Origin of the sequence: Actinospica acidithermotolerans, from assembly GCF_018139625.1 — a bacterium.
GTDB classification, from domain to species: Bacteria; Actinomycetota; Actinomycetes; order Streptomycetales; family Catenulisporaceae; genus Actinospica; species Actinospica acidithermotolerans.
The window spans coordinates 22,855-45,763 of record NZ_JAGSOH010000044.1; the positions used below are offsets into that span (position 1 = coordinate 22,855).

Consider the following 22,909-nt stretch of genomic DNA (forward strand, 5'->3'; position numbering starts at 1 on the left):
GGCCCGGCGCCACCGGAGCGCCGGCCCACCCGGGGCGGGGTTGGGGCTCAGCTTGAGCGGTGGCTATTCCTGTCGAATTGGACGCCAGAACTGCCGCCCGCCGGCGAGCCGAATGACGGCTCAGCGGCGGGCGACGGCGTGGTGTTCGGCGGGGTGTCAGACGGTGATGTGGTCGATGTCGGCCGCCCAGCCGCCGGGGTCGGAGAACTCGATGGTGTTGCCGCTGCCGGCGTTCAGGTTCACCGTGACGGTCATGGACTGGACGGAGTTCCAGTTGCCGTCGTTGGTGCCGTGGAACGAGACATTCGTGCTCGTACCATTGACGGTGAGCACGCCGGTCCGGCCGGCGTCGCCGTCCACGTAGTAGATCGTGAGCGGGTAGCTGCCGGTCTTCGGCTCCGTGACCTGGTTGACCGTCAGGGTGCCGCCGTTGCCGATGTAGCCTACGTCCCTGCCGTCCAGGCACGCAGTGCAGGTCTGCGTTACCGCCCCGCCGGCCAGCGTGTTCGCGGACGCGTCCGCCTCGTAGACGGTTTCTCCGGTGCCGCCGCCGCTTTCTGCTGTGAGCGTGACCTGATCGATGTCGGGTGCGTAGGCGCTGGAATTCGAGAATTCAACTGTGTTCGTTCCAGCATTGAGATTGACGGTGGCGTTCTTCACCTGGACGTTGTTCCAGTTGCTGTCGTTGGTGCCCGTGAACGAGACCGTGGTGGGCGTTCCGTTGACAGTGATGACGGCGGACCGTCCAGCGTCGCCGTCGACGTAGTGCACGGCCATGGTGTAGCTGCCGGCGCTCGGCGCGGTGACGTCGGTGAAGGTGAGTGTGCCGCCTTCGCCGATGTAGCCGACGTCCTGGCCGCCGGAGCAGGCCGAGCACGAGGCGGTTTTCGCGCCGCCACCAAGGGTGTTCGCCGTGGACTCGGCCTCATACCCGGCGACGCCGCTCGCGGTCGTCGCCGCGCCGATGCCTCCCGATTGGGCGGAGGTGTCGCCTCCGGTGTCGTAGGCGTCGACGGTGTAGGTGTAGGAGGTCGATGCGTTCAGGCCGGAGTCGGTGTACGTGGTCGAGGTCGAGGTGCCGACTTTCGTGCCGTTGCGGTAGACGTCGTACCCTGCGACGCTGCCGCCGCTTCCGGCGGTCGAGGCGCTCCAAGAGATCTGGACGCTGCCCGAGGTCTCCTGGTCGGCGGTCACACCGCCAGGTGTGCTCGGCGGCGTGCAGCTGTTGCAGGTCACCGCGGTCGTGGAGGCGGTGATAGAGCTGGATTGGGCGGAGGTGTCGCCTGCGGTGTCGTAGGCGTCGACGGTGTAGGTGTAGGAGGTCGATGCGTTCAGGCCGGAGTCGGTGTACGTGGTGGAGGTGGAGGTGCCGACTTTCGTGCCGTTGCGGTAGATGTCGTACCCCGCGACGCTGCCGCCGCTTCCGGCGGTCGAGGAGCTCCAGCTCAAACCGATCGAACTGTCGGTCTGCGAGGTCGAGGTCAGTCCCGTCGGCACGCTCGGGGACGAACTGCCTCCTCCGCCGCTGACCGCCACGGTGGTTGCGCTGACCGAGCCGGACTGCGCGGAGGTGTCGCCGGCGGCATCGAACGCGGCGACGGTGTAGGTGTAGGAGGTTCCGGGGTTCAGACCGGTGTCGGTGTAGATGGTGGGGCTGGGGGAGCCGGCCGTACCCTGCTCGGTTTCGGTGGTGGTGCCCACCAGGGTGCCGTTGCGGTAGATGTCGTACCCTGCGATACCGGCACCGGTGTTTGTCGGCGCGGTCCAGGACAGGTCGATCGCGCTCCCGGTCTGGCTCGGTGAGGCCAGCGCGGTCGGTGCGCCCGGTGCGGCGGTGGTCTCCGAGGCGCCGGTGGTGACGTTGGCCGGGCTGGAGGGCGCGGAGAGGTTTCCGGCCGGGTCATACGCCTTGATCGTGTACTGGTAGGAGGTGTTCCCGGCCAGTTCGAGATCGGTGTAGGTGGTGAAGGTGGTCGAGCCGATGAGGCTGCCGTTGCGGTAGATGTCGTATCCGGCGACGCCGGTGTCGTCCGAGGACTGCTTCCACGTGAGGGTGGCCGAGTCGCCGGTGACCTTCGAGCTCGTGACGTTCGTCGGGACCGTCGGCGCGGTGGTGTCCGTGCCGTTGGTGGTCGAGGCCGCCGCGGCTGCGGAAGCCGGGGAGGTGTCGCCGGCCGCGTCGTAGGCCTTGACGGTGTAGCTGTGCGCGGAGCTGACCGGGAGGAACTGGTCGGTGTACGAGGTCGACTGAGTGGTGGCGATCACCGTGCCGTCGCGCAGGATCTCATAGCCCGCCGGGGTACCCGAGGAAGGCGCGGACCAGGACAAGTTGATCGTGCTCGCCGTCCCGGTCGCGGCGAGGTTCACCGGCGCGCTCGGCGCGGATCCGGCGGCCGCGGTGTTGACGGTCACCGAGCCAAGGCCGAGCCAGCCGTTCGCGTTCTGGGTGGTGTTGGAGAACAGCAGCGGTTTGGCCGCCGAACTGTCCGCGGACAACGGGTTGTCCGCCTTCATGACCCATTGGTAGGAGCCCGCGGGTACGCCGGAGAGGTTCACGTCGGTCTGGAAGTATTGGGGGTAGCCGTACGGGATCGAGCTCGGGTTGCCCGAGACGTTCCAGTCCGGGAAGGGCTCGATGTTCGCGGGCATGACGGTGCGGATGTCCCAAGGGGTGTTCCAGGTCTGGACGATCTGGCCGGAGGAGTTCTCCAGACCCAGGCTCATCGTCCACGGGTAGTAGAACGGGGCGACGCCGGTGTTCGTGATCTGCACGCCGACCTCGGCGCTGCCCGAGGCGGACGGGGTGTAGTAGGCGTTGTTCGCGGTGAAGTTGTAGCCCATCGCCTCGACTGCGGCATCGGTGCCCGAGTCGGTCGAGGGAGTGCTCTGGCTGCCCTGGTCGATCATCCAGGTGGCGTGGGTGAGGTTGATGCACCCGCCCATGTTGTCCACGTCGTTCGCCGTGGATCCGTTCGGGTAGTTCGTGAACGCGTTGGCCTGGATGGGCGGATAGACCTCCCCGCCCATCGAGTCGGTGATCCACTTGTTCTCGGTGCCCTGGTTCAGATCCAGCTGCAGCTGGGCCCAGGAGGCGCCGTTAAGGGATTCCGGCAGCGTCTGGCCTTGTAGCGGCGATCCTTCGAGCGCGCAGAACGAGTCGTCGTGGTAGCCGATGTTCAGTCCGCTGGCCGCGCCCCCCGCCGAGTACGGGTAGCGCACCTCGATCTGGGTGCGGTGGAAGTCGTTGGCGAAGTCGTCGACGATCTTCGCGAAGTCGGCGTTGGTGGGCATGTAGTTCGGGTAGCCGCCGCTGCCCGGGTCGCCGTTGTAGGGCCACGTGTGGTTCTCGCCCCAGTTCCCGACGAGACCGACCTGGATGAAGCCGATGCGCGGGTCCCCGTCGTAGCGGGCGGCGAGGGCCGAGACGAACTTGCCGATCGCGTTGATCAGGTACGGGCTGTCGTAGTCCGGGTCGGTGACGCCGTTGTAGGTGTCGGTGCGGGTGGAGACGTGCCCGTCGAAGCAGGCCGGGATTCCGTCGGCGGGGGAGCCGCTGGGGTAGACGAGGTAGAACCGGATCGCGGCGGTGTTGCCGTAGGAGGCGACCTCGTTCAGCATCGAGTCCACGGCCGACCAGTCGTACGACTGGCAGTTGCTCGCGTCGGTCATCACCTGGGACAGGGCGAAGTAGCTCCACTGTATGGAGTGCGGGTAGACGCTGGCGGAGTTCTCATCGGTGCCGGCGGTGTAGTAGGTGGCCAGGCCCTTGTCGGGGTTGTTCAGCGCACCGGTAGCCGACGTGAGCGGGTGGCCGGTCAGCGCGGGATCCGGGCTGACCGGCGCCGCCGGGCGCGCCGGGACGCCCGCGGCGACCGGCGAGAACGCGGGCCCCATAGTGGCGGGGGCGGCGGCGCTGGCTACCCCGGTGCCGAGGCACGCGACGGCCAGGGCGAATGCGGTGAGTGCGGCGGCGCCTCGCCGACGCCGGGCGCGGATCGGCCGCGAGCAGGCGTGGTCTCCTCGGGGCGGGCGGGATGATCGGAACAACATGCGGCCTCCGGGACCGTGATGGTGGGAGCGCAGCGACCCGACCTCGCCGACGCCAATCGTCGTCCGCCATCATGGGGTCCTGCGAGAATTTGTCAAGACCTTCGAAGCCTTTCATGAACAACGATCAAGCGAAGCATCAGAAAGCCAGCGGATCGCCTGGCTTCGCGCATGATGCGCTTGCAGCCCTTGACAAAGGTTCACGGCGCACCCATCATCGCTTCCTAACCGACCTTAAATCGAAGGTTTTGGAAAGCTTCGGAAACGAGGGGTGGCGCCTGTGGCCGGGATTACCGGGTCGAGTCTCGCCGTGGCGACCGCGGCGCACGAAGGTCCGCCGGAGGCCGTCGGCGCCGCGCGTCCTGGCAGGAGACGCGCGGCACGTCGCGGGGACGGGCGGATCGCCTCGCTCTTCCTGGCCCCGGCGCTGGTCGGGTTCGCGCTGTTCTACCTGTATCCGACCATCCGCGGCGTCTACTTCTCGTTCACCGACTACGACCTGCTCTCACCGCCGCACTCGGTGGGAGCGGCCAACTATCGGTACCTGTGGCGCGATCCGCTGTTCTGGAACGCGCTGCGCGTGACCCTCCAGTACGTGGTGATCAATATCGTCTCGCAGACGGTGCTAGCGCTCGGACTGGCCTGGCTGATGTTCCGGCTGACCCGCTCGGTGCTTGTCAGGGTGCTGTTTCTGGTGCCCTGGCTGGTGCCGAACGTCGCCGTGGGCCTGCTCTGGCTGTGGCTGCTGGACGCGAACCTGGGTTTCGTCAACCATCTGATCACTGATCTGGGCGGTTCGAGTCAGGGCTTCTTCACCACGCCGAGTCTCGCGATGCCCACCATCGCGGTGATCAACACGTGGCAGTACACCGGCTACACGGCGCTGCTGTTCTACGCCGGCATGCTGCAGATCCCCGGCACTCTCTTCGAGTCGGCGCGCCTCGACGGGGCGGGCGAGGTGCGCACCTTCACCCGGATCACCCTGCCGTTGCTGCGCCCGATCATGGCGCTGGTGCTGGTGGTCTCGTTGATCGGCTCGTTCCAGATCTTCGACACGGTCTCGATCGACCCGGCGCAGGGCGGCCCGGTCAACGCCACCCGCGTCATCTACTACTACATCTACCAGCTCGCCTTCACCCAGTTCCGGATGGGCTACGCGAGCGCGGTGGCGGTGACCCTGGTGCTCATCCTCGGGGTGCTCACCTTCCTCCAGTTGCGCCTGCTGCGCGCCTCCCGCTCCGACCTGGCCTAGAAAGGGCGCCCGAATTGTCCTCGCAGAACGAACCCGCCGCCCGCCCGCGGCGCAGCGCGGCCTTCCGGCCCGGACGCAGCGCCGCGTGGATCGTGCTGATCATCGCGCTGGTGGTGACGCTCTTCCCCTTCTACTGGATGGTCCGTACCGCGTTCACCCCGGCGGCGGACCTTCCCTCGGACACCACCTCGCTCTGGCCGCATCACGCCACGTTGATCAATTTCGAACGCGTGCTCGGCCTGACCAGCACCCAGCAGGACCTGGCCGCCGGCGGCTCCGGTGCAACGCTCGACCTCCTGGTCTCGTTGCGCAACTCGGTCATCTACGCGGGGCTGATCGCCGTCGCCCAGACCTTCTTCTGCGCCATGGCCGGATACGCCTTCGCCCGGCTGCGCTTCCGCGGGCGCGATCTGCTGTTCGGTGTGTTCGTCATGGCCCTGATGGTGCCGCCGATCTTCACCATGCTGCCCAACTTCGCGCTGGTCAAAAGCCTCGGCTGGATCGGCAGCTTCCAGGGTCTGATCGCCCCGAGCCTGCTGATGACCCCGTTCGCGGTCTTCTTCCTGCGGCAGTTCTTCCTGTCCGTGCCCACCGAGGTCGAGGAGGCCGCCGCGCTCGACGGCGCCGGGCGGTGGCTCCAGTTCTGGCGGGTGGTGCTGCCGATGAACCGCGGGCCGCTGATCACGATCGGACTGATCACCGCCGTGTGGGCGTGGAAGGACTACCTCTGGCCGCTGCTGGTCGGCCCCGACCAGAGCACCAGGGTATTGACGGCGGCGCTCGGAATCTTCCTGCAGCAGTCGCCGAACACCGCCCCGGACTGGACCGGCCTGATGGCCGCCGCGGTCCTCGCCGTGATCCCGGTGGCGCTGCTGCTGGTCTTCTTCGGCCGCCGTCTGGTGGAGTCCCTCAACTTCACCGGGATCAAGTAACGCCGCACCTGAGCACAGCCCGCCCAGACAACGACGTACCGAAAGGCTGATCCGAAGCATGAGAAGAACACGCACTCGCCTGGCCGTGGCGCTGATCGCCGCCGCGACACCGATCGCGGCCGCCGGCTGCTCCTCCGGCGGCTCCGCCTCCGCTGGCCCGGTCACCCTCAGCTACGCCCTGTGGGACCAAACCCAGCAGGCCGGCTACCAGGCCTGCGCCGACGCCTTCACGGCCCAGGACCCTAATATCAAGATTAAGATAACCCAGGCGGCCTGGAGCAACTACTGGCAGAATCTGACCACCGAGATGACCGCCGGCGACGCCCCGGACGTGTTCACCGACCACGTCGCCTACTACCCGCAGTTCGTCGCGGACAACCAGATCATGGACCTCACCGCCGACGTCACCTCCGCCCAGGTGAACCTCGGCCAGTACCAGCCCGGACTTGCGGACATGTGGGTGGACGGCGGCAAGCGCTACGGCCTGCCGAAGGACTGGGACACCGAGGGCCTGGTCTACAACACCAAGATGCTTACCGCCGCCGGGGTGAGCCCGTCCTCGCTCGACAGCCTCACCTGGAACCCGACCGACGGAGGCACCTTCGAGCAACTGATCGCCAAGCTGACGATCGACGAGAACGGAAACAACGGCCTGAGCCCGAAGTTCGACAAGAGCCACGTCAAGGTCTACGGCTACGTGCCGACCTATGACGACGGCAACACCGGGCAGAGCAGCTGGGGCGATCTGGCGGTGGAGAACGGATTCAGCTTCCTGCCCAAGCCGTTCAGCACCGCGTACAACTACGCCTCGCCCGCACTCGAGCAGACGGTCACCTGGTACGCGAGCCTCGCGCAGAAGGGTTACGCGCCGCCCTACCAGAAGAACTCCACCCTCGGCGTGAACGCCGTGCTCGACGCAGGGCAGGGCGCGATGACGCAGATCGGATCCTACAACGTCTCCTCCTACGCCGGTCCCACCGCGAAGCAGAGCTACGGCTTCGCCGAGCTGCCGATCGGCCCGGACGGTCGCAAGACACTGATCAATGACCTGTCGGACGCGATCTGGTCCGGCACGAAGTACCCGACGCAGGCGTGGAAGTGGATCTCGTTCCTCGCCTCCCCGGCGTGCCAGGACATCGTCGCCACCAAGGGCGTGATCTTCCCGGCCATCACCGAGGCGACGAAGAAGGCCGAGACCGCCCGGATCGCAGCGGGCCAGAACATCACCCCGTTCGTGCAGGAGGCGCAGGCGCCCGGCGGCACCTTCATCTACCCGATCAGCCAGCACGAGAGCCAGATCAGCACGGAGGTGCAGTCCCAGCTCGACGCCGTCTGGCTCGGCCAGGCCTCGGCCGCCTCGGCCCTGGAGACCGCGCAGAGCGCGGTGAGCGGATACATGTCCCAGCCCTGACCCGGCGGACCCGCAGTCCGGGGCGGGGTGTCGTCCCGACCACGGCGCCCCGTCCCGCCGCACCGTAGATCCCCAACCCCGGCTTCGGCTCTTGCGAGAGGAACCCATGCCCGACGACGTCCACCTGCTCCACTTCGGCGCGCGCACGATCGCGGCGCGCCTGGAATCGGCGCCGAATCCGGTCGAGGGCGGCCTGATCCTTCCCGCGGGCCGCATCGCCCTGCTGCACGGCATGCCCGAAGCCCAGGTCTACCGGCACGGCTGGAACTCCTGGTCCCCCTGCGGATGGCGGGCGATGGATGCGGCGCCGCTGCGTATCGCCGCCCCCGAGCGGCGCCTGACCGCCGACGACACCGACTGGGACGACCCGCGCCACCACCACAGCGCCGCGGTCACCGCGCTCGCCGACACCGAAGGAAACGTACTGCTGGTCGGCGCGCTCGGCCTGGACGTGCCGCGACTGACCATCACCGGCGACACGATCGTCGGCTGGTACGAGCGCGATGGCGCCGAGTGGTTCGCTGCCTACGGTCCCGAACTCGAGGTCTTCACCCGCTACGCCCGCCTGCTCGGCCGGCGCCTGGGCGGCGAACGCCACCGTAACCGGGCCGGCAACGTCTGGTGCAGCTGGTACGCCTACCACGAGGGCATCGACCAGGAGACCCTCCGGGCCGACCTGAAGAGCCTCAAGGGCCTTCCCTTCGACGTCTTCCAGATCGACGACGGCTGGGAGCGGATGGTCGGGGACTGGCAGCCGAACGAGAAGTTCCCCGACGGCATGGCCGACCTCGCCACGCGCGCCCGCGACCTGGGGCTGCGCCCGGGCCTGTGGCTGGCGCCGTTCATCGCCCGCCCGCAATCCGCACTCGCCCGCGAGCGGCCGCATCTGCTGGTGACCGACAAAACCGGGGCCCCGGCAGCGGCAGGCTACAACTGGGGAGGGCCCTACTACGCGCTCGATCTCACGCTGCCCGAGGCTCAGGACCATGTCAGGGACCTCATCTCGACCGTCGTCGGGTGGGGCTACCAGTACCTCAAGCTTGACTTCGTCAACGCCGCAGCCGTCCCAGGCGCCCGAAACGATCCGGACCGCGGCCGCGAAGCGGTCTACCGCGCGGCGATGGAGCTGGTCCGGGAAGCTGCCGGACCGCAGGTGTACCTGCTCGGTTCGGGCGCGCCGGCGCTCGCCTCGCTCGGAGTGTGCGACGGCATCCGGATCGGCCCGGACGTCGCGCCGTTCTGGACGAACTACGCCACCGACGACCCCTCCGACGCGCTTGCCGAGAACGCCCTGGTCACCAGCATTCACCGGCTCTGGCTGCGCGACCTGGTCGACCTCGACCCGGACGTGGTCTACTTCCGGGCCCGGCACAGCCTGCTCACCCCGCACCAACGCGAGCTGCTAGCCGACCTGGCCCGGGTGTGCGCGTTCAAGGCCACCTCGGACCCGGTCGGCTGGCTCGATCCCGAGGAGCGCATTGCGCTCGCCGAGTTCCTGGCCCGCGACGAGCCCGTGCGCCAGCTCTCCCGCTACCGGTTCGACATCGGCGGACGCGAGGTCGACTTCACCGCGGCCGCCGAGCGGCTCGCCGGGTGAACGGCACTTACCGGTGTACTCTGACCAGCATGTTGTGTCGGTGGAGCCCACACGGAGCGGGAGCGGAATGACCGGCCTCGTACTGATCGGCGCCGGCAATGTCGAGCTGACCCGGCGCATCCTCTCGGACCTGCTGGTGTTGCCCGGCCTCGCGGGCTCGTTGCGCGTCGTGCTGCACGACATCGACGCAGAGCGCCTGGCCACCGCCGAGGCGCTCGCCCTCAGCCTGAACACCGAGGCCGGCGCCGGCGCGCGCATCGAGGCGTTCCTCGACCGCCGCCGGGCGCTCGCCGACGCCGACTACGTCGTGTGCCAGCTCTCGGTCGGCGACTACGACACCAGCCTGCGCGACTTCGAGATCCCGCACCGCTATGGGGTGCGCCAGACCATCGGCGACACCATCGGGATCGGCGGGATCTTCCGCGGCCTGCGTACCATCCCGGCGTTGGTCGACCTCGCTCGGGACATGACCGAGCTGTGCCCGCACGCGTGGCTGCTGTCCTACACGGACCCGCTGGTGATGACTTTGTGGGCGGTACGCGAGTCCACCGGGGTGCGCAACGTCGCGGGCCTGTGCCACGCTGTGCGCGACACTCACGCGACCCTGGCCGATCTCGTCGGACGGGAGGCCGAGGATATCGACTTCCTGACTGCCGGGATCACCCACCAGGCGTTCGTGCTGCGCTTCGAGGCCGACGGGCGCTCGCTCTACCCGGAGCTGGCCGAGGCAGTCGCGGCCGACCCCCGGCTCGACCGGCACGTGCGCACCGAGCTGTGGCGCCACCTCGGGTACTACCCGACCGAGTCCAGCGAGCATGCCGCCGAATACGTCCCCTGGTTCCTCCGGCACGACGCGGAAATAGCCCGGCTGCGTCTGCCGATCGGCGAATACCTCACCCGTGCCGGACAGAACCTGCACGTCTACGAGGAGATCCGGCGCGGTCTTGCGGCGAACCGGCCGATGCTCACCCGATGGCAGGAGCCGGAGATCGCCTCCGAGGTGCTCACCGCGCTGATCACCGGCGAGGCCGCGCGCACCAACCTGACCGTCGCCAACGAGGGGCTGATCCCGCAACTGCCCGCCGACTGCTTCGTCGAGGTGCCCGCCGTCATCGGCGCACACGGCATCACCCCGAGCCCGATCGCCGACTACCCGCCGCAATTGGCCGCGCTCAACCGTACGTACCTGTCCGTCGCGGAGCTCACGGTGCGCGCCACGCTCGAACACCGCGTCGAGCACATCCACCACGCGGCGATCCTCGACCCGAACACCGCGTCCACGCTGACGCTGCCCGAGATCACCGAGCTGTGCCGGGAGATGATCGAGGCGCACCGCGACCTACTGCCCTGGACCGCATCCGAGACCGCCGGCTCCGGCCATAGAACTACCAGCACGAAGGACGGGAAGTGACCACCACCAGCGAGCCGATCCCGGCCGAGGTACGCCGCGAACGCATGCTCGAGCTCGTCCAGGAACAGGACTTCGTGCGCATCGCCGCCCTGGCCGAGGCCTTCGCCGTCTCCGTGGTCACCGTCCGCGGCGACCTCGACACCCTCGAAGCCCAGGGTCTGATCCGCCGGGTGCGCGGCGGCGCGCGCGCGGTGCCCCAGGGATCGGCGGCAGAACCCTCCTACGAGCAGTCGCTCGGTGCCGCGGCCCTCGAGAAGGCCGCCATCGCCAAGGCCGCGGCGCTGCTGGTGGGCAGCGGCGACTCGATCGTCATCGACGCCGGGACCACCACCACATTTCTGGCCCGCGCCCTGGTCGCGCGCCGCGATCTGACCGACCTGGTGGTGTTCACCAACTCCACCAGCGCGGCGCACGAACTCGAACCGGCCATCCCGCGCTTCTCGGTCGTCCTGTCCGGAGGCACCCTGCGCCCGCTGCAGCACTCCCTGGTCGATCCGATGGGCGGGCGCATCATCGAGTCCATCCACGCCGACACCGCGTTCCTCTCCTGCAGCGGCATCCACCCCGACACCGGCGTGACCAACATAAACATCCCCGAAGCCGAGATGAAGATCAGGATGCTGAAAGCGACCGGCCGCCACATCCTGCTGGCCGACCCCGGCAAATTCGGGCGCACCGACCTCGCCCCGGTCTGCGCCCTGAACGAGATCGACCTGTTGATCACCACCGGCCCGGAAACCGCCGAACTGGCCCACCTGCGCGAACGCGGCCTCCGGATCGAACTGGCCCGCTGAACGCGACGCGTGGCCTGCTTCCGCCGTCGACGCCGCCGCCGGAACGAAAGGACGGAGCGATGGACGAACTCAGAGTCGGCGTCGTCGGCGTCGGACAACGCGCCGTGCTCGCCGGGCACGCCAGCCGGCCGGGTCTCGCCCGCGTGGTTTCGGACGCCGACCCGGCCGAACGCGGGCGCTGCGACGCCGTGTTCGTCCTCACACCCGACTACCTGCACACCGAGCCGGTGCTGCACTTCCTGAACACCGGCGTCGCAGTGTTCGTCGAGAAGCCGATGGCAATCAGCCTCGAGGACTGCGACGCGATGCTGGCCGCTGCGAAAACCACCGGTACCCGGCTCTACGTGGGCCACAACCTGCGCCACCTCCCCGTCCTCAGGAAGATGCGCGAACTGATCGACTCCGGCGCCATCGGCCGCGTCCGCTCGATCTGGTGCCGCCACTTCATCGGCCACGGCGGCGACTTACTACTTCAATGACTGGCACGCCGAACGCGCGAAGACCACCGGCCTGCTGCTGCGGAAGGGCTCGCACGACATCGACGTCATCCACTGGCTCGCCGGAAGGTATTCGCGCGAGGTCACCGGATTCGGCGCACTGACCGTCTACGGCGCCAACCCGCACCGACGCGCCCCCGACGCCGCCAAGGGTGCGGAGCGGATGCCCGACTGGTTCGACCCGACGGCCTGGCCGCCCTTGAAGCTGCGCGGACTTAACCCCACGATCACGGTGGCACGGGGATCGGCGCGGAGCGCGAGCAGGATCCGGGCGTCGGTGGCGTCGGCGATTCGACCGCTTTTTGCCAATTGGACGAGTCGACAGTCTACTTGCGCCCAATAGTGCTACATCCCGGAGCGGTCAAGTAGGCAGTGGAGGCGTGTCGTGGTGTTCTCGAAGGCCGAACCGGTCGGCAGCGGTAGCCGTGTCCTGGACCGACAGGAGCTCGCAACGCTGGAGTCGGTCGAATAGAGAGTGCTCTGGCTTTCCACTGCGATCATCGATCACGCCAACCGGGTACGGTCCAACCCGTCGGGCCTGAAGGTCGGCGGTCATCAGGCGTCGAGCGCCTTGATCCGCCCCGGGTTTCCGGGGGTCACGTCACCCCGGACCGGCGCTACCTCACCCTCGGCGGCAACCTGCTTCGGCTGGCCGAACCGAACGCGGGCAGTTCATGCAGAACCTCGCGACCGCGACAGCCACCATCACACCCGAGGGGCTCCATCCTTTTCGGAGGCGGCTGGCGCGAACGCAAGACCGCCTGGCTGATCACCATCGCGGGCCAGGCTGAATTCCGCGACCAGCTCGGCGAGCTGCTGCTCGCCAGCGAGGTCGTCTATGCCGGCCGCGGCTGCCGCGTCACCCTGGCCCGCTTCCAGCCAGAACAAGACGCCCAACTGCTGACGACGTACCTGGACAAGTACCTTCCCCGGCTTGACCTGCGGTACGACCAGGGCATGGCCCTCGACGCACTGATGCGCATCGACGTCACGCTCAGAACCGAGCATGCGGGCCGGTTCCTCAGCCCCGGCGGACCCTGGCAGAACTGGATCGGTGTGCCTCCGAGCCCATCGAACGAGGAAGCACAGCGAAGTCGCGAGTTCATCAGCCAACTGTGCGCGTTTGCCGACGAAGCCGCCGTCCTCGTGAGACTCGACGCGACTGACCCGGGTGAGCGGCGGTAGCGCCAAGCGCATTGCTCGACGCTTGTCCCGTCTCCTTGAGTCCGGTGTAGCCAACCGGGGGTGATCCAGTTTCAGCAAGACGGTTGTGGTGCTCGTGTCTCGCTGGGATCGGCTTGGATTCCGTGATCTCGATGTCTCGTCTTCTTGGATCTGGCGCTCTTGCGCAATCCTCTGGTGGCGGAATGTTCGGAGCTCTTCGGGCCATCCCTGCGGCCAGCCGCTGGCTCTTGACCCACGCGCCCGCGGCCCGTGCCTCGTCCACCCGATCCCTGAGCATTGAATCAGGACTCTGGCCAGCGATTCCGCCCAGCAGCCGGAACGTACAAGGCCCCTTGCAGTCCGATTGTGCCGCTTACTTTTCCGGTCAAACGGCATGTTCACAGGCTGGTCAGCGGTGCAAGCTGACGGCGACGGTACACCGCACCCGATGGAATGCCGAACGGGCGGTACACATACCGCCCGGGGGCGGAAGCGACGTCCCGTTAGCGCGACCCGGAAAAACCTGACCACCTAAGGAGCACACATGCGTGTGAAATCTTCCCTTCTCCGTCTTGCAGCCGCGGGCGCCGTCGTCCTGAGCGCGGCTGCGACCGCCGTTCCCTCAAGCGCAGCGGCTGTGGCGCCGCTCAAGGCTTCTTCGGGCACGCTGAGTACGCACGTTTCCAGCACCGTCGCCCGCGCTGTTTCCCCCGATTCCGCCGGCTCGATCATCTGCCACGGTGACCTCTGCATCCAGCGCGTCACTTCCGTCGTCAACGGTGTGGCGACCGTCGAAGCGTGGGCAGACGGCTACACCTTCACGGGGCACTTCGAGCTCTCCGGTCCGGACGGTTTTATCGCCAACTACCCCTCGAGCGGTTACCGGACGTGGGTGGCGGGCGGAACCGGCGCCTACTTCAGTGGCCTCGCGCAAGACGTCACATACACCATCACGGCGTGGTCGGGCACCGGAGCTCCCTATGGCGACATAGGCCAGGTGAGCTTCGGCATCTGACGCTGTCTGTCCAACGAGCGTTCTGCGGCATCATCGGATGACGTCCCGCTGAGTGGTGTAGGTCTGTATCGGTTCGGTGAAGCCCCTGACGTGGGATGAGCCATTGTGTGAGGGTCCTGCGGAACCCGCCAAGGAACCGCACGAAGGACTCACACAATGGCCTTGGACCAGTCTGCCCTACTGTCCCTGCTCGACGCGCTGCGTTCGGCGGAGAACGGCGATCTGGTGCGCTCTCCCGCCGAGCGGATGCTGCAGGAGTTGATCGAGGCAGAGGCCACCGCGCACATCGGCGCGGGCCGCGGTCAAGCATTTGTAGTAGTCGGCTTACAGACCGCCTCCCCTCGTGTGATGTCACCTGACCTGCGACTTCTCTCGTCGCGTCGGCATTTGAGTCCTCACGCGAGCCCCTGTGGTCATTGACGCGGCCGTGACCTTCACGCTTCACTACGGCTCAGTACGCAGAGACACGCACTTCTCGTAGTGCTTTGTCCCCATTTGCTATGACAAAACGGACCAATTAAAGCCCGGCTTACAGACCGACTCGCCGCTTCCGCAGGACCCCGGGCTGGGACCGGCCCAGGTCACGTGCCTGGTCCAGGGCTGGTCCTTGGTCTCGCGGGCCCATGCTTGGTCCGGTCCTCGCTCGGTCCCGAACCGTGCTCGGCCCCGGGCCCGCACTTGACCCGGGTCCGTGCTCAGTTCCGGGCCCTTGCCATGTGCTCGGTCCAGGACCGGAGATCCGATCGGCCGGATCAGCGCTCCTCGCGGAACTCCACGTGCTGCCGGGCGACGGGGTCGTACTTGCGCAGGACCAGCCGGTCCGGGTCGTTGCGCCGGTTCTTGCGGGTGACGTAGGTGTAGCCGGTTCCGGCGGTCGACCGGACCTTGACGACGGGGCGCAGTTCGCTGCGGGCCATGAGTGTCGGTTTCCCTTCCTGCCAGCCAGCTAAGTGGCGATGAAAATCGTTTGCGGATGTCTATACGCTCCCGGCCGCCGTTCTATTCCGGGTGTCGGCCAAGCGCCGCTGTTTGTAGGCTGACCTGCATGGCTGCGAACTCCACAGGCACCAGCGCCGGAACCGGCACCACGCCCCTGCCGAAGAAACTCGGCATCAAGCCCGGCCACCGGGTGGCTCTCCTCAACGCCCCCGGCGGCTTCGCCGCCACCCTCGCCCCGCTGCCCGAAGCGGTAGAGGTCGTCGAGGCGCTGGACAGCGACTCCTTCGACGTCATCCTCTGGTTCGGCACCGAACGCGCCGGCCTCGAGCGCATCGTCAAGGACGTGCGCGCCGTGTTGGAGCCCGCCGGCGGCCTCTGGATCGGCTGGCCGAAGCGCGCTTCCGGCATCCCGACCGAGGTGACGGACGACATTGTGCGAGAAGTCGCCCTGCCCACCGGCCTCGTGGATAACAAAATCTGCGCGATCGACGCGGCGTGGTCCGGCATCCGCCTCGTCGTCCGGCGCGAATTGCGTGGGCTCTGACGATGAGCCCCTCGCGGATGACGCTGCCCGTGGAGCCGACCTCGGATGCTCCGGCGCTGACTCTCCGTCCCTGGCAGCAGTCTGACGTACCAGCCTTGGTCGCCGCGCATCGGGACGAAGTGATGCGGCGTTGGCTGATGACCTTGATCGGCAACGAGGACGAGGCGCGTGCGTGGATCGCCGAGCAGGACGCCAAGTGGTCACGCGGTAGGCACATGAGCTGGGCGATCGAGGAGGCGGGATCGGTCGTCGGCCATTTCGTCGTCAGGTCGGCCGAGCCGCCGGAGACCTTCGCGACGGGCGTCGGATACTGGACGCTGGCGGAGGCTCGTGGCAGGGGCATTGCCTCACGGTGCGTCGAGGCCGTGACGGAGTGGCTGTTCGGGGAGCAGGATCAATTCCCCGCTGACGAGATCGAACTACTGCATACCGTTGGCAACGAAGGCTCGTGCCGTGTCGCGCAGAAGTGCGGGTACGTGTTCGACTCGCTGCTCGCGCCGCGGCCGCCGAGGTATCCGGAGGCCGGCCACCGACACCTGCGCTGGCGCCCGAAAGTGGCGAGTCGTCAGCCGTAGCCGTAGCCAGGGCTGTGGACGTCAGCCGTCAGCCGTCATCCATGAGCCGTCACCCGTCACCCGTGAGCCGCCGCGGCTCCTGCGGCGGCCAGCGGGCTCGGTGCCTCGGCGTCCCGCCACAGGGTCTCGCCCTTGACCCACCAGGCGAAGCCGAACGCAAAGGTGGCGAGGGCTTCGCACCAGAAGAGCGGATGGACCTTGTCGACGAAGGACTGCGAGGCGAGGGAGGACAATCCGCCGAGGGCGGTGAAAGCGAGCATCAGGGTGCCGCAGAGCTGGTAGATGACGTTGCGGGCCTTCTTCGCGGAGGTGCGCTCGGCCGGGGGGAGGTCGGACCTGGTGAACAGCAGCAGGCTCATCAGGGCCATCGAGACGAGGAAGCACGCGGCGAAGACGATGTGCAGCGTGCCGGTGACGCGGGCCAGTTCGGAGGGGTTCGGGGGCAGCGGCGGGCAGAAGGCCACGCCGATGGCGAAGGCGCCGGCGAGCGTTGCGAAGACGTCGTCCCAGTACTGGTATCGGTAGCAGATCAGGAATACGCCGATCGCGCAGAGGGCGCCGACGAAGACGTTGCGCATGTCGGTGTTGTAGTAGCTGCTCACCGACGAAAGCAGCACCCACCTTCCGGTTGTGATCGAGTAGCCGATCGGCAGGGCGATCGGCAGCAGGGCGCCGATCAGGCCGATGGCGCGGCGTAGGAAGAGATACGAAACGGCCAGTTCCATCCCGGGCGCCCCTTCGCGATCCGCCAGCGATCCGCCGGTGGTCCACCGGCGGTCCACCACACTGCACTCGCCGCCGGCGCGTGCGTGCGCCGGTCGCGGGTGTGATGCCCCGTAGCATGGCATTTAGGCCAGATTCAGGCCGATGTCGGCATGATTCTCATGAGATGTTCTCGAGGTGCGCGGTGTCGTTGAGCCGCATCAGCCGCCAGCGCACCGGGAGCCCCAGTCCCCGGTCCAGATCCCTGGGCGCCGCGGGGTCGTCGTCGGTGACCCACTCGGTGATCGAGGCGCGGCCGATCTCGACGTCGAAGTCGCGGTAGAGCGGCAGCGCGCCGAACGCGATGAGCGAGGCCTCGAGGGATTCCTTGTGCATCACGGCGAGCACTGTGCCGCCGGCATGCCGGGTGGCGAGGGTCGTCAGGGTGCGGCCGACGCGGGCGACGAGCTCGGCCCAGGACTCGTTGCCCTCTTCGAAGGGCACGAACACGCCGCCGTCGGGCCGGCCGGACTCGTCCCGGTGCCGGAACTCCTCGCGGATGCGGTCCCAGCTGAGGCCGTCGAGGGAGTCGTCGAGATGGAAACCGCACAGTCCGCACTCGCGCGCCGGGGTGAGCGGGCTGTAGGCGTCGGCGAGGATGCCGGCGGTCTGGGCCGCGCGGTGGATCGTCGAGCTGTACACGGCGTCGGGCTTGAAGCCGGTGGCGGTGAGCCGTTCGCGCAGGCGCAGCACCTGCCTCCGGCCCAGGTCGGTCAGGCCGCGGCAGGCGCGCGGCCCGGCGTACACGCCGTCGGACTTGCTGTGCGAATCGCCGTGGCGGACCAGGAGCATGCGCGTCGTTGACACGGACAGATCATGCCACTTTTTACCGGAGGTCACGCCCGATTTGCCGTGTCGTTCCTTGACAGCCCGTCAGGTCGGCGACAACGTTGTCATCACGCAATGCCAGCGCAGCCAGTTCGCCTTCCCCGCTTCGCACCCACTCGGACCGGGCCGCCCACCCCCGCCCGGCCAGGAAGGAACCGCGCACCATGGCACAGCTCCAGGCACAACGGCGTGCCCTCGCCCTGCTCGCGACGACGGGGCTCGCCTTCGCCGCCGCGTCCGCGCTCCCGGCGGCCGCCGCCACCCGCGCCGCGCTCGTCTCGGACCCGGCCTCGCTCGTCAACCCCTTCATCGGCACCACCAACTCGGCCGACGACTTCCCCGGCGCCGACGACCCCTTCGGCATGGTCCAGTGGAGCCCGGACACCCCGAGCCGCCCGGACGGCGGCGGCTACGAGTACAACGACTCCTCGATCACCGGCTTCAGTCTCACCCACCTGTCCGGCCCGGGCTGCTCGGGCGAGGGAGACGTGCCGATCCTGCCGACCGTCGGAGCCGTGAACACGTCCGCCACGGACTCCTTCTCGCACAGCAACGAGTCGGCGTCGCCGGGCTACTACTCGGTCACGACGTCGAACGGTGTGACCACGCAGCTCACCGTCACCCCGCGCTCCGGCATGGCCTCGTTCACGTTCCCGTCCACCACCGAGGCCAACCTGATCTTCAAGCTCAACGGCAGTGCCAACTCGGACTCCAACGAGCAGTTCAACATCGTGAGCTCCTCTGAGGTCAGCGGCCAGGTCACCAGCGGCGGCTTCTGCGGCGCGAGCAACACGTACACGGTCTACTTCGACATGGTCTTCAACACGTCGTTCGCGACCAACGGCAGTGCGGCCGTCAAGGCGTCGACCGCGAAGGCGAGCGAGTCGAAGAACGAGCACACGCTGCATGGTGCGCTCCCGAAGGCCAAGTCCACCGCCAAGTCGAATGGCACGTCGAACGCAGTGACCCCCAACGCCTCCGCGAACGACGGCTACGTCACCTTCAACACGACGTCGAACCAGACCGTCCTCGCAAACGTCGGCGTCTCTTTCGTGTCGATCGCGAACGCCACGCAGAATCGGACGACGGAGAACCCGAACTGGGACTTCGCCTCGACGAAATCGGCGGCGCACACGGCGTGGAACAACGTGCTCGGCAAGGTCGCGGTCGCCGGCGGGACCTCGGCGCAGCAGACCGTGTTCTACACCGCGCTCTACCACGCCGCGCTGCACCCGAACCTGATCAGCGACGAGAACGGCCAGTACCCCGGCTTCAACGGCTCCACGCAAACCGTCGACTCCGGCCACTCAGCCGAATACGGCAACTTCTCGGGCTGGGACATCTACCGCTCGCAGGCGCAGCTGGAGGGGCTGATCGATCCGACGGTCGCCTCCGATACCGCGCAGTCGATGGTCGACGACTACGCCCAGACCGGCCTGTTCCCGAAGTGGTCTGAGGACAACGGCGAGACGTACGTCATGGTCGGCGACCCGGCCGACTCGATCCTCGCCGACTACTACGCCTTTGGAGCTCGGAACTTCGACACGTCGACGGCGCTGAAGGACATGCTCGCCGAGGCGACGACCTCCGGGAACGACCGGCCCGGGCTGACGTACCTCGAACAGCTCGGCTACCTGCCGACGAACGGCAGCTACGGCTGCTGCAACTTCTACGGAGCCGCCGCGACGACGCTGGAGTACGACTCGGCCGACTTCGCGATCTCCGCGCTCGCGGGCGAACTCGGCGACACCTCCGACCAGAGCGCGATGGCCAGCCGCGCGCAGGACTGGCAGAACGAGTTCGACCACAACAGCGGGTACATCCAGCCGCGCACCTACCAGGGCACCTGGACCTCCGGATTCAGCGCGAGCTCCGAGTCGAACTTCGTCGAGGCGGACTCGTACATCTACACCCCGATGGTCCCGTTCAACGTGCACGGCCTGGCCGCGGCGATGGGCGGCAACGCGGCGCTCAACTCGTACCTCGACACCGTGCTCTCCTCCTTCAGCGGGTCCAACGGGTACTCCGACTTCAGCAACGAGCCGTCGCTGGAGATCCCGTGGGAGTACGACTACACCGGTGAGCCGTACAAGACGCAGGACGTGATCCGCGAGATCCAGGACCAGATCTGGACGGACGCGCCCGGCGGCCTGGCGGGCAACGACGACCTCGGCGAGATGAGCGCCTGGTACGTCTGGTCCGCCCTCGGCATGTACCCGGAGACGCCGGGCACCGCTGACCTCGCGCTCGGCTCGCCCCTGTTCACGCAGGAGGTCATCACCCTGCCGAGCGGCAACACCCTCACAATCAACGGCAGCGGCGCCGCGGACAACGCGCCGTACGTGCAGTCCGCCACCTGGAACGGTTCCGCGTGGAACGACGCGTACGCGCCGAGCGGGGCCATCACCAGCGGCGGAACGCTCACCTTCACCCTCGGCACGTCGGCGAACACGAGTTGGGCCAGCGCATCCAGCGCCGCGCCGCCCTCGTACGCGGGCAGTCCGTCGTACACCGACATCGGCATCTCGGCGGACTCGTCATCGTCGAGTGCCGACTTCGATGGCGTCGGCTACAGCTACTCGGCCTCGGCACTCAGTTCCGCCGGAATCACGCCGGGTTCCACGGTGACCGCGAACGGCGTCTCGTTCACGTGGCCGAACGTCTCCGCCGGCCGGCCGGACAACTACGAGGCGAACGGCCAGACCGTCACCAGTTCGGGCTCGGGGGCGATCTCGTTCCTCGGCTCGGCGAGCAACGGGCCGTCCACCGGCACGGCCGTCGTCACCTACACCGACGGCAGCACCCAGAACGTGCCGATCTCGCTGAGCGACTGGACCCTGGGCGGCGGCAGTGCATCCGTCCTGGCCGGCGACACGACGGTCGCGACGATGAGCTATCGGAACCAGTCGGGCGCGTCATCTGACACCATCTCGACGTACCTGTTCGCGACGAAGCCGATGAACCTGGCGAGCGGCAAGACGGTAGCGAGCGTCACGCTGCCGTCGAACGTCGCCTCGGGCGGCCTGCACATCTTCGCGATCGGGTACACCTCGGCCGCGTCGCCGGCAGTCGGCTCCGTCTACTCGGGAGTCTCGTCCAGTGTGCTGAGCGGCCTGTGCCTGGACGACAACGGCGGTGGGACGACGAACGGCACACACGTGCAGATCTACACCTGCAACGGAACCGCCGCGCAGCAGTGGACCATCGCGTCCAACGGCACGATCCAGACCGAAGGCGGGTGCCTGGACGTGAGCGGCAGCGGCACCAGCAACGGAACCGTGGTCCAGTGGTGGGGTTGCGACAACACCGGTGCGCAACAATGGGAGGTGGGAGCGAACAACTCCCTGATAAATCCGGAGTCGGGCAAGTGCTTGGACGACCCCAACTCGACGACCACGACCGGCACCCAGTTGCAGATCTACACCTGCAACGGCACGGGTGCGCAGAATTGGACACTGCCCTAGCGGCGGCGGAAGCGCGCTCTCTCATGCCGCGGGAACGCGGATGACTTATGGTGACACGCAACAGTGGGCAGCGCCCCGGATGAATCCCTTTTTGGAGGGCCAGGAGTGAGCCGTTCGACCACCCCGACCATGCGCTCAGGGCGCGCGACGATGAACGACGTCGCGGCCCGGGCCGGCGTGAGCCTCAAGACGGTCTCCCGGGTGGTCAACGGCGAACCCGGGGTGCTGCCCGCCACCGCGGAGCGGGTCTCCCGCGCCATCGCCGACCTGGGCTTTCGCCGCAACGACTCGGCGCGTCAGCTGCGCACCGGCCGCGCTGCGGGCATCGGGCTGATCCTGGAGGACGTCTCCGACCCCTTCTACTCGGTGCTCACCCGCGCGGTCGAGCAGGTGGTGCGGGACAACGACTGCCTGCTGCTGACGGGTTCCTGCGACGACGACCCGGACCGTGAGCAGGAACTGGCCATGGCGCTGTGCGAGCGGCGGGTGGACGGCCTGGTCATGGTCCCGGCCGCGACCGACCACTCCTACCTGGCCCACGAGATCAGGGCCGGCGTCCCGGTCGTGTTCGTCGACCGGCCGCCGATCAACCTGGCGGCCGACGTCGTGCTCGCTGACAACGTCGGCGGCGCGCGCGACGGCGTGCGCCACCTGATCAACAACGGCCACCGCAGGATCGCCTACCTCGGCGACGACCTGGCGATCTTCACCGCGCGCGAGCGGCTCACCGGCTACCGCAGCGCCCTGGCCGGGGCCGGGATCCCGCAGGACGAGAGCCTGGTGGTGATGGGCCGGGCGGAGCCGGTCGCCGTGCGCGCGGCGCTGGACCGGCTACTCTCCCAGCCGAACGCTGCCACCGCGCTGTTCTGCGGCAACAACCGGCTGACCACCGTCGTGCTGCGGGAGCTCGCCGGCCGCGTCGACCGGCCCGCGCTGGTCGGCTTCGACGATTTCGAACTCGCCGATCTGATATCACCCGGGCTCACCGTCGTCGCCCAGGATCCCGCCGGCCTCGGCCGGGTCGCGGCGACGCTGCTGTTCGACCGGCTGGCCGGACTCTCCGACGCGCCGCGCCGCGTCGTGCTGCCCACCGTGCTCATCCCGCGCGGCTCCGGAGAGGCGCCCCCACCCGCTACGTTCTAGGGCATGGACACCTTCAAGTCGCCGCTGGAGTACGTGGACGCGCCGTCGGTCGCGCCGGAGCGAGAGGCGCTGGCCGGCTGGCTGGACGCCCAGCGCGCCGAACTGCTCGCGAAGCTCGACGGGCTCACCGACGAGCAGGCGGACCGCCGCGTCGTGCCGTCGCTCAACACCCTGCACGGCCTGGTCCGGCACCTGACCAAGGTCGAGTTCGTCTGGTTCGAAACGGTGATCGCGGGCAGCGACGCCCCCGCGCCCTTCGGCTTCCCGGACCGCAAGGACGGCGACTTCCTGCTCGACGACGGCGAGTCCGTCGAGGCGGACGCGGCGCGCTTCATCGCCGCATGCGAGCGCAGCCGGGAGATCTTCAGCTCGGTGGGCCTCGACGAGGTACGCACCCATCGCCGCATCGGCGAGGTCGACGTGCGCTGGATCATGGTCCACCTGATTCGCGAGTACGCGCAGCACAACGGCCACGCCGACATCCTGCGCGAGCTCGTCGACGGCACGACCCAGAGCTGAATCCAGCCCGCGAGC

General features: G+C 68.1%; 19 protein-coding genes and 1 pseudogene. 16 read left to right on the plus strand and 4 right to left on the minus strand.

Annotated features, from left to right (window positions below):
- Positions 1–156: 156 nt before the first annotated feature.
- On the minus strand, positions 157–4,050 hold the full coding sequence (locus KDK95_RS16310; RefSeq protein WP_212519029.1) for a fibronectin type III domain-containing protein: 3,894 nt from the start codon (positions 4,048–4,050) through the stop codon (positions 157–159).
- 277 nt (positions 4,051–4,327) lie between these two features.
- Between KDK95_RS16310 and KDK95_RS35870 the strand changes: the two genes are divergently transcribed.
- From KDK95_RS35870 to KDK95_RS35875, 11 genes and pseudogenes are all read left to right on the plus strand, one after another.
- Positions 4,328–5,299 carry a carbohydrate ABC transporter permease gene (locus KDK95_RS35870; protein WP_212519030.1) on the plus strand — a complete coding sequence of 324 codons (972 nt, stop codon included), beginning with the start codon at positions 4,328–4,330 and terminating at the stop codon, positions 5,297–5,299.
- Positions 5,300–5,313: 14 nt separating this feature from the next.
- Positions 5,314–6,231 (plus strand): carbohydrate ABC transporter permease, encoded by a 918-nt coding sequence (locus tag KDK95_RS16320; protein ID WP_212519031.1) that lies wholly within the window; start codon positions 5,314–5,316, stop codon positions 6,229–6,231.
- A gap of 58 nt (positions 6,232–6,289) precedes the next feature.
- Positions 6,290–7,642, plus strand: coding sequence for an ABC transporter substrate-binding protein (locus tag KDK95_RS16325; protein WP_212519032.1), 1,353 nt, complete (start codon positions 6,290–6,292; stop codon positions 7,640–7,642).
- A 106-nt stretch (positions 7,643–7,748) separates the two neighbouring features.
- Positions 7,749–9,239, plus strand: coding sequence for a glycoside hydrolase family 36 protein (locus KDK95_RS16330; protein WP_212519033.1), 1,491 nt, complete (start codon positions 7,749–7,751; stop codon positions 9,237–9,239).
- 67 nt (positions 9,240–9,306) lie between these two features.
- Positions 9,307–10,650, plus strand: coding sequence for a family 4 glycosyl hydrolase (locus KDK95_RS16335; RefSeq protein WP_212519034.1), 1,344 nt, complete (start codon positions 9,307–9,309; stop codon positions 10,648–10,650).
- The gene (locus KDK95_RS16340; RefSeq protein ID WP_212519035.1) at positions 10,647–11,444 is read left to right on the plus strand and encodes a DeoR/GlpR family DNA-binding transcription regulator; all 798 of its coding nucleotides are present in this window, start codon (positions 10,647–10,649) and stop codon (positions 11,442–11,444) included. The genes KDK95_RS16335 and KDK95_RS16340 overlap by 4 nt, the downstream gene beginning before the upstream one ends.
- Positions 11,445–11,503: 59 nt before the next feature.
- Positions 11,504–11,923, plus strand: coding sequence for a Gfo/Idh/MocA family protein (locus tag KDK95_RS16345; protein WP_212519036.1), 420 nt, complete (start codon positions 11,504–11,506; stop codon positions 11,921–11,923).
- 37 nt (positions 11,924–11,960) lie between these two features.
- Positions 11,961–12,284 carry a hypothetical protein gene (locus tag KDK95_RS38235; protein WP_372463332.1) on the plus strand — a complete coding sequence of 108 codons (324 nt, stop codon included), beginning with the start codon at positions 11,961–11,963 and terminating at the stop codon, positions 12,282–12,284.
- A gap of 305 nt (positions 12,285–12,589) precedes the next feature.
- Positions 12,590–13,126 (plus strand): DUF6000 family protein, encoded by a 537-nt coding sequence (locus tag KDK95_RS38240; RefSeq protein WP_372463333.1) that lies wholly within the window; start codon positions 12,590–12,592, stop codon positions 13,124–13,126.
- 523 nt (positions 13,127–13,649) lie between these two features.
- The gene (locus tag KDK95_RS16360) at positions 13,650–14,120 is read left to right on the plus strand and encodes a hypothetical protein (protein WP_212519038.1); all 471 of its coding nucleotides are present in this window, start codon (positions 13,650–13,652) and stop codon (positions 14,118–14,120) included.
- A gap of 156 nt (positions 14,121–14,276) precedes the next feature.
- Positions 14,277–14,417: pseudogene (locus KDK95_RS35875) on the plus strand (IS256 family transposase); the annotation flags it as partial.
- Between the two features lie 455 nt (positions 14,418–14,872).
- On the opposite strand, the gene rpmG reads toward KDK95_RS35875, so the two are convergent.
- Entirely contained in the window at positions 14,873–15,037 is a 165-nt protein-coding gene (rpmG, locus tag KDK95_RS16365) for a 50S ribosomal protein L33 (RefSeq protein ID WP_212519039.1), read from the minus strand.
- Between the two features lie 128 nt (positions 15,038–15,165).
- On the opposite strand from rpmG, the gene KDK95_RS16370 reads away from it, so the two are divergent.
- Together KDK95_RS16370 and KDK95_RS16375 are read left to right on the plus strand one after the other, a co-directional pair.
- The gene (locus KDK95_RS16370; RefSeq protein WP_212519040.1) at positions 15,166–15,603 is read left to right on the plus strand and encodes a DUF3052 family protein; all 438 of its coding nucleotides are present in this window, start codon (positions 15,166–15,168) and stop codon (positions 15,601–15,603) included.
- Positions 15,604–15,620: 17 nt separating this feature from the next.
- Positions 15,621–16,178 carry a GNAT family N-acetyltransferase gene (locus KDK95_RS16375; protein WP_212519041.1) on the plus strand — a complete coding sequence of 186 codons (558 nt, stop codon included), beginning with the start codon at positions 15,621–15,623 and terminating at the stop codon, positions 16,176–16,178.
- Between the two features lie 56 nt (positions 16,179–16,234).
- Here KDK95_RS16375 and KDK95_RS16380 read toward each other — a convergent pair whose 3' ends face one another.
- Both KDK95_RS16380 and KDK95_RS16385 read right to left on the minus strand, forming a co-directional pair.
- A complete protein-coding gene (locus KDK95_RS16380) occupies positions 16,235–16,903 on the minus strand; it encodes a hypothetical protein (protein WP_212519042.1) in 669 nt (222 codons plus the stop codon).
- A gap of 157 nt (positions 16,904–17,060) precedes the next feature.
- Complete coding sequence (locus KDK95_RS16385; RefSeq protein ID WP_212519043.1) at positions 17,061–17,747, minus strand: histidine phosphatase family protein; 687 nt, start codon at positions 17,745–17,747, stop codon at positions 17,061–17,063.
- Between the two features lie 185 nt (positions 17,748–17,932).
- On the opposite strand from KDK95_RS16385, the gene KDK95_RS16390 reads away from it, so the two are divergent.
- From KDK95_RS16390 to KDK95_RS16400, 3 genes are all read left to right on the plus strand, one after another.
- The gene (locus tag KDK95_RS16390; protein WP_212519044.1) at positions 17,933–21,232 is read left to right on the plus strand and encodes a lectin; all 3,300 of its coding nucleotides are present in this window, start codon (positions 17,933–17,935) and stop codon (positions 21,230–21,232) included.
- Positions 21,233–21,382: 150 nt separating this feature from the next.
- Positions 21,383–22,375 carry a LacI family DNA-binding transcriptional regulator gene (locus tag KDK95_RS16395; protein WP_212519049.1) on the plus strand — a complete coding sequence of 331 codons (993 nt, stop codon included), beginning with the start codon at positions 21,383–21,385 and terminating at the stop codon, positions 22,373–22,375.
- 3 nt (positions 22,376–22,378) lie between these two features.
- Positions 22,379–22,894, plus strand: a complete 516-nt coding sequence (locus tag KDK95_RS16400; RefSeq protein ID WP_212519045.1) for a DinB family protein — start codon at positions 22,379–22,381, stop codon at positions 22,892–22,894.
- Positions 22,895–22,909 lie beyond the last annotated feature (15 nt).

Bases quoted from the DNA above. Each gene is read 5' to 3' on its own strand.
- KDK95_RS16390 (WP_212519044.1), top strand. From the start codon at position 17,933: ATGGCACAGCTCCAGGCACAACGGCGTGCCCTCGCCCTGCTCGCGACG.
- KDK95_RS16395 (WP_212519049.1), top strand. From the start codon at position 21,383: ATGAACGACGTCGCGGCCCGGGCCGGCGTGAGCCTCAAGACGGTCTCC.
- KDK95_RS16330 (WP_212519033.1), top strand. From the start codon at position 7,749: ATGCCCGACGACGTCCACCTGCTCCACTTCGGCGCGCGCACGATCGCG.
- KDK95_RS16380 (WP_212519042.1), bottom strand. From the start codon at position 16,903: ATGGAACTGGCCGTTTCGTATCTCTTCCTACGCCGCGCCATCGGCCTG.
- rpmG (WP_212519039.1), bottom strand. From the start codon at position 15,037: ATGGCCCGCAGCGAACTGCGCCCCGTCGTCAAGGTCCGGTCGACCGCC.
- KDK95_RS16370 (WP_212519040.1), top strand. From the start codon at position 15,166: ATGGCTGCGAACTCCACAGGCACCAGCGCCGGAACCGGCACCACGCCC.
- KDK95_RS16375 (WP_212519041.1), top strand. From the start codon at position 15,621: ATGACGCTGCCCGTGGAGCCGACCTCGGATGCTCCGGCGCTGACTCTC.
- KDK95_RS16335 (WP_212519034.1), top strand. From the start codon at position 9,307: ATGACCGGCCTCGTACTGATCGGCGCCGGCAATGTCGAGCTGACCCGG.
- KDK95_RS16345 (WP_212519036.1), top strand. From the start codon at position 11,504: ATGGACGAACTCAGAGTCGGCGTCGTCGGCGTCGGACAACGCGCCGTG.
- KDK95_RS16310 (WP_212519029.1), bottom strand. From the start codon at position 4,050: ATGTTGTTCCGATCATCCCGCCCGCCCCGAGGAGACCACGCCTGCTCG.
- KDK95_RS16360 (WP_212519038.1), top strand. From the start codon at position 13,650: ATGCGTGTGAAATCTTCCCTTCTCCGTCTTGCAGCCGCGGGCGCCGTC.
- KDK95_RS16400 (WP_212519045.1), top strand. From the start codon at position 22,379: ATGGACACCTTCAAGTCGCCGCTGGAGTACGTGGACGCGCCGTCGGTC.
- KDK95_RS16325 (WP_212519032.1), top strand. From the start codon at position 6,290: ATGAGAAGAACACGCACTCGCCTGGCCGTGGCGCTGATCGCCGCCGCG.